Annotated in this window: 1 protein-coding gene; it reads left to right on the forward strand. The window is 64.1% G+C overall.

Features of this window, described 5'->3' with window-relative positions; all coding sequences use genetic code 11:
• Window positions 1–7,643: tetratricopeptide repeat protein (locus tag A9X05_RS15840; protein WP_067782558.1), on the forward strand; the 7,643-nt coding region annotated here is incomplete at both ends.

Here is a 7,643-nt window from a genome sequence, read left to right on the forward strand (position 1 = left end):
ATCGCCCTGGACGACGCCCTCACCGCGGCGCGGCGCGCCCGTGAACACCGCCGGGTGAACGCGGTGCTGGCCCAGGCGCCACTGGCCGCGCTCTGGGGCCCCAACCCGGTGCCGCGCGCAGGAGGCCGGTGCCTGGATGTCGTGCGGCTGCTGCGCATCACCACCGACTCGCCGGCGGTCGAGGCGACGTCGACACGCTGCCAGGCGGTCTTGGAGGCCTTCCGCGGACGGGCCGCGGCGGCGCGCCGCATGATCGACTCGGCCCGCCGCACGGTCACCGAGCTCGGCCTGCGCCATGCGCTCGTCGAGGTCGAGCAATTCGCCGGAATCGTCGAACTGGTGGTCGACGAGCCGGCCGCGGCCGAGGCGCACCTGCGCAAGGCCTACAACGGTTTTCGTCGCATGGGTCTCGATGCCGACACCGCCGAGACCGCGGCGTTGTTGGGCCGCACGTGCCTGGCGCTCGATCGGGATGCCGAGGCTAACGAGTTATGTGCGGAGAGCGAACGTCTGGCCGGTCACGCGTTGAAGGCGTCGATCGCCTGGCGCACGCTTCGAGCACGGCTGCTGTCCCGCGGCGGTGACCACGACGAGGCGCGGCGGCTTGCCCAGGAGGCCGTCGCGCTGGCCGAACGCACCGACGCCTTGGTCGATCACGGCGACGCATGCCTTGCGCTGGCAACCGCCTTGGGTGCCGCCGGCGACGTCCCGGGGGCACGTGCCGCCGCGCAGCGGGCAGTCGAACTGTACGAACGGAAGGGCGCGGGCGCGCTGGCCGAACGGGCACGCGGCCTGGTCGGCGATCGTGTCGTCGCGGTTCCCCAAGCGCCGCAAGAAGCGCCACCGTCCGTCGAACTTGACAACGAATGCGTCCGCTCAGTGCGCGAAATGGACGCCGCAATCGACCGGGAAGCCTGGGAGGAAACTGAGCGACGACTCGCGCCCGAGATCGTCCTCGAGAGTCGGCGCAAGGTCGTCGGATTCCCCCGCACAGTGGTCACGCCTTCCCAATGGGTCAACGACGTCGTCAGGAGCACGCGCGCGCTGGGCGGTGTATGGCACGGTCACGCAACTATCGCCGTGCGCGGTGAGCGGCTGGCGCTCACGCGATTGGAAGTGCACATGGCGGACACCAGTCCCGGTGCGCCGCGCGACGACTCGCTGCAATTGTTCGGCCTCGACGACGACGGACGAATCGGGCTGCACCTGTGGTTCGACATCGACGACACCGATGCCGCAATGGCCGAGCTCGAAGCCCGGTTCCAAGCGGAGCGGCCCCCCGCGCGGCGTTTGCAGAACACGGCGGCCCTCGTGTTCGAGCATGTTTGGTCGCACTTCGCGACCCGCGACTGGGATGCACTGGCGGACACCGTCGCCGACGACTACGTCGGCATCGATCACCGGCGGGTCGTGAGTGCCGAGACGCAATACAGTCGAAGTGCCGTCGTGCGAGACCTGCAGGCGGCCGCCGAAGTCGGCTTCACGATCTCGATGGTGAGCGCCGTGGCAATCCGCGGGAAGCGTCTGGTGCTCGCCCGCACTCGGGCCTCCGGCCGCGACCCCGGGGCCGTTGAAAACGACGCCCTCAACGTCGTCGAGATCGACGCCGATGACCGGATCGCGAACGTCGCCACGTTCGACCTCGAAGACATCGAGTCCGCAGTCGCCGAACTCGACGCACGCTTCGTCGGCGGCGAAGGGGCCGCGTACGCCCGGACATGGTCGGTGGTGACCGGGGCTCTCACGGCCCACAATCGGCGCGAACTGCCGGCCGCAACATCGGACGCGGTGACTATCGACCACCGTCGGGTGGCGACGTTTGCGCCCGGTGAGGGTCTGGAATACATCCGTGCGGGCTGGGATCTCGACCAACAGCTCGACATCTATGTCGAAACAGAGCATCGCGCCAATGACCTGGGCGCCGTTTTCACGTGGGCAGGACATGGAACATCACGCGACGGCTTCACGGCGGAATGGCGCGGCGTCGACCTGATGCTGGTCGACGGCGAAATGATCAGTCGAGTAGAGGTTTTCGAAGAGTCGGACCTCGACACCGCGATCGAAACGTTCGAAAAGCTCAGTCAGTCCGCACCGCAGCCGACAAACACCGCGAGCAAAACCTACGAGCGTCTGTTGCATCTGTTGGCGGCTCACGACTGGGACGCCATCACCGCGATAGTGGCCGACGATTTGTTCTACAACGACCGCCGGCGTGTGGTGAATGCCGGTCTCCGGCTTGGACGCAACGCCGGGATCGAAGACGTGCGGGCGTTGGTCGATGTCGGCTTCACATTGAAACTGGTTCAGGTCCTGGCGACCCGCGGCGCGTCGCTCGCGCTCTTGCGCATGCGCGCGTCGGGCAGCGACCCCGAGACGATTCAAAACGATGCCCTCAACATCATCGAGGTCGATTCCGAGGGGCGTATTACGGCGGTACTTGTCCACGACCTCGACGACCGCGACGCCGCCCTCACCGAACTCGACGCGCGTTACGTCACCGGCGAAGCCGCCGCCCACGCGCACACCTGGACGGTGATCACGGAGACCTACGCCGGGCTTAACAGACACGAGATGCCGGCGACAACAACGGACTTCGTCAGCACCGACCATCGCAGGGGGGCAGCCTTCGCGCCCGGTGACCTGATTGCCTACGTCCGTGCCGCATGGAATCTCGCTCAAGAAGGCGCGACCCACATCGAGACGGTGCATCGGCTGACCGACGTCGGAGCGCTTGTCACCCATGTATCGCGGGGAACGTCGCACGGGGGCTTCGAAGCCGAGTGGCGAGAACTGGTCCTGATGACTGTCGAAGGTGACGCGATCAACCGCTGCGAGTTATTCGACGAGGGAGACCTTGGCCTCGCGATTGCGCGCTTCGACCAACTGAGCCAGCCGGCACTGCGGCTGGAAAACGCAGCAAGCCGAATGCAGAATCGCATATTAGAGCACTTTGCGGTACGCGACTGGGACGCGATCGCCGGGATGCTGTCCGACGACGTTGCAACCGATGACCGTCGTCGGGCGGTGAACTCCGGCGTGCGAAGCGGCCGTAAAGCCGTACTCGACGAGATGTCAACGATGCTGACCATCGGCGTTCAAAGCGCGTCGTCGGATGTCGTCGCCACTCGTGGCGATCGCCTGGCGCTCTGCCGAAGCCGAACATGGGGCCGCGACAAGCGGCCAGAGGCGTTCCACACCGACGTCTTCGACATCTTTGAAGTCAACGCCGACGGGAAGGTGTCGGCACGGGTTGTCTTTGACCTCGAAGACTTCGAAGCCGCCATGGCAGAGCTCGACGCGCGTTACCTCGCCGGTGACGCGGCCGCCCACGCAAACACCTGGTCCCTGATTACCGAAGTCTTCGCGGTGCTGAACCGGCGGGAAATCCCTGCCGTGACGCCCGACTGGGTGAGCATCGACCACCGACGACTCGCCCCAATCGGTCCGAGTGATTTAGCCGCGTACCTCCTTGCCAGTTGGGAACTCTCGCCACAGTCCAGGATCTACATGGCGGCTGTGCACCGGCTGAGCGATCTCGGCGCGGTGTTAACGCACGTGGCCATCGGGACCTCGCCAGAGGGTTTCGATGCGGAGTGGCAGGTCGTTGACGTTGTGACCTTTGACGGCGACCGGATCAGCCGCACCGAGCTTTTCGACGAAACCGACGTTGACGCCGCGCTTGCCCGCTTCGATCAGCTCAGCCAGCCGGCGCGCCAGTTGGAAAACGCCGCCACCCAAGCCGGTCGGCGGTATCTGGCGTCCTTCGCCGCCGGCGACTGGGACGCGATGGAGACGATGTTGGACGACAACCTCGTATACGACGATCGCCGTCGTGTAGTAGGCGCGGGCCCCCAACATGGTCGAGACGCTCAGATCGCCGACATGAGGACAGTCGCCGGTCTCTGGCCCGCGAGCGTGACGGCAACCCTGGTGGCGACTCGCGGCACGCGACTTACCCTCATGCGCCTGCGCTTCGCCGATCGCGATGACGGCCTCGACGCATTTCTCACCGAAGTGGTCGGCGTGCTCGAACTCAATTCCAACGGGTTGATCACCTCAGTCGTCTTCTTCGATACCGACGACATTCACGCTGCTTTGGCAGAGCTCGATTCCCGTTACATTGCAGGCGAAGCGGCCGCCCATGCGCGCACCTGGTCGGTCATCATAAAGGGCTGTGCCGCGCTCAACCGACACGAACTGCCCGCCACCACAGCCGATTTCGCGAGCGTCGATCATCGCCGAGGGACAGCTCACGCCCCCGGTGAGCTGATTGAATACGTCCGCGCGGGATGGGATCTCGACCAAAGAATTCGAACCTATCCCGAGGCGGTGCATCGGCTGAGCGACGCGGGAGCGGTCTACACCCATGTCGCGCATGGAACCTCCCGCGAGGGTTTCGACGCTGAATGGCGAGGAATCAGCCTGGTGACGGTCAACGGTGACCTCGTCAGCCGCTCCGAAGTCTTCGACGAGGCGGACCTCGACGCCGCGATTGCGAGGTTTGAGGAACTCACCAGTCCAACGCAGCGGCTGGAGAATGCGGCGAGCCGGGTGGCCGAGCACTTCCTGGCGCATTATGCGGCCACCAACTGGGATGCAATGGCGCAGCTGCTCGTGGAAGACATGACCTCAGAAGATCGCCGTAGGGTCGTGAACTTAGGGAATCGACATGGCCGAGACGCCGAGATAGCGAATTGGCGTGGCACTGCCGACATCCTGGCCACTAACGTGAGGCGGTCCGTCGTCGCTACCCGTGGAGAACACCTTGCGCTCCTTCGTTTCCTCTTCGTGGGACAAGGACAGACGACCGCGGAGTTCCAGCTGCAGGGATTCTCCATCATCGAAATAAGCACGGACGGTCGGATCGTCGCGCTCGTCTCCTTCGACCCGGAAGACATCGACTCGGCCTTTGCAGAGCTTGAGGCCCGGTATTCCGCCGGCGAGGCGAGAGCTCACGCGCACACGTGGTCGGTGATCACGAACATCTACGCGATGTTCAACCGTCATGAACTCACCCCCGTGGACTGGCTCATCGTCGACCACCGGAGGGGCACGCCGTTCGCGTCCGGCGAGCTGAACCCTGCTCTGCAAAACTTCTTCGATCTCACCCCGGACTTCCGCGTCACGATCGAAACAGTGCACCAGCTCAACAAAGCCGGAGCGGTCGTCACCATTGACTCGCAAGGATTTTCACCTGACGGCTTGGATGTCGAATGGCGCATGATTCAACTACTCGTAGTCGATGGCGACCAACTCACGCGGTGCGAGCTCTTCGACGAGACGGACTTGGACGCCGCGATCGAGCAGTTCGATCAGCTCAGCCAGCCGCCACCTTCGGCAGAGAATGCGGCAAGCCGGGTCGTCCAGCAGTTCCTGACACATTTTGCCAGCCACAACTGGGAGGCCATGGCGGGACTAATCGCGGCTGACTTCTTCTCAGACGACCGCCGCTCCGTCATCAATGCCGGAATCCGACGCGGTCGTGATATCGAGATGGAGAATTGGCGGGCCACCGCAGAGGTCTGGATGAGTGATGTGCGCGCGGCCGTCGTTGCGACTCGCGGAAAGAACCTCGTGCTCTTCCGTTTCACGTTCGCGAGCCAAGACGCAGTACCCGCACCATTTCAAGCTGCGGCACTCGGTGTCGTCGAGATCGACGACGACAATCGATGCGCCGCGACCGTCGTATTCGATCCCGATGACGTCGATTCGGCCTTCTCTGAGCTCGATGCGCGCTACCTCGCCGGCGAAGCGGCCGCCTGCGAGCGCACATGGTCTGCCATCGTGGAGGCGTACGCAGCGATCAACCGGCGTCAACTACCAATGATGACAACCGACTTCGCAGATGTCGATCATCGGCGAGGTGCGGCGTGGGCGCCCGGCCAGCTGGTCGAATTCCTCCGTAGCGCGTTGGATCAGACGCCTGATCTGACCATCCGAATTGCCGCGGTGCATCGGTTGAATCGGCAAGGCGCCGTCGTCACCCACGCTGCGAACGGGACCTCGCCGGACGGCTTCGACGCCGAGTGGCGAGAGATCCTCTTTTTGATCGTTGATGGCGACATGCTCAAACATTGCGAGGTGTTCGACGAAGCGGACCTCGGCGCCGCACTTACCCGATTCGATGAGCTGCAGTCGCGGTCGCACCGCCCGGTCAATGCGGCAAGCCAGGTGAGCGAACGGTTTTGGGACTGCCTCACGACGCGAGACTGGACCGCGATGACCGAGGTACTCGCCGAAAATGCTGTGTCGCACGACAACCGTCGGGTGGTCAACTCCGGTGTACTACGCGGGCGAGATATCAATATCGCAAACTTGCGAGCAGTGGCTGAGGTCGGATTCGAGCGCATTGTCTCGACGGTCCTCGCGGTTCGCGGGCAACGCCTTGCCCTCACTCGTATTTGGTCCTCCGCCCTGGGATGTGAGCCCGGGGAGATCAGTGCGGATATGGTCGGCGTCGTGGAGATCGACGGGGACAACCGGATGATTGTTCACTCCATCTTCGATGCCGACGACTTCGACGGCGCCGTGGCCGAGCTCGAAGCCCGGTACATCGCCGGCGAAGCGGCCACCCACGCGCACGTGTGGTCGCTGGTCGCCCAGGGCCACACCCAGTTCAACCGGCACGAACTTCCCGCGATGACGCCGGATGTCGTATACATCGACCATCGCCGGGGCGTGACGATCGAGGGCGCCGATCTGGCCGCAACTGTTCGCGCCAATCTGGATCTTCTTCCGCAGGTACACGTCTACGTCGAGAGTGTGCATCGGCTGACCGAACTCGGAGCCGTCGCCACGCAAGTGGTGAAGGGGACTTCACAACAAGGCTTCGACGCCGAGTGGCAAACGATCACCATCTTCACCTTCGAAGGTGATCTGCTCAGCCGATACGAAGTCTTCGACGAGACGGAACTCGACGCCGCCATCGCACGCTTCGACGAACTGCACCAGCAGCCGCGGCGATTGGAAAACGCGGCAACCCGTGCCGATCAACAGTTCTGGGGGTACATCGCGGCAGGTGACTGGAAAGCCCTGGGGGCGATGCTGGCTGATGACGTGGCCAATGACGACCGCCGGCGGACCGTGAACGCCGGCATTCGGCGAGGCCGAGATTCTGACGTCGCAAACATGCGAAGCCTTTCCGAGATCGGGGTCACCCACGTCACATCGATTATCATCGCGACCCGCGGCGAAAGACTTCTCCTCAGACGTACGCGATTCTCGCTGGACGAAGGGCCCGAAGACTTCAACGTCGAGCTGCTCTGCATTGTCGAGCTGGATGCCGAAAACCGGATTGCGACACGCATCCTGTTCGATCTCGACGAATTAGACGCCGCATTCGAAGAACTCGATGCCCGCTACCTCGCAGGCGAGGCGGCGTATGAAGGGCACACGTGGTCGCTCATGGCGCAGACGTACGCGGGGCTCAACCGGCACGAGATGCCGCCGACCACGCCGGATTTCGTCAACATCGACCATCGGCGCGGCATAACGTTCGAGCCGGGCAACATCGTCCCGTATGTCCAAGCCACCTGGGATGTCGCACCCGATCTCAAGATGCGCATCGAGACGGTGCACCGGCTGACAAACGCTGGAGCCGTCATTACTCATACCGGGTATGGCACCTCCCAGGACGGCTTCGA

It is taken from the genome of Mycobacterium sp. E3298, assembly GCF_001666895.1.
In the GTDB taxonomy this organism is placed as follows: domain Bacteria; phylum Actinomycetota; class Actinomycetes; order Mycobacteriales; family Mycobacteriaceae; genus Mycobacterium.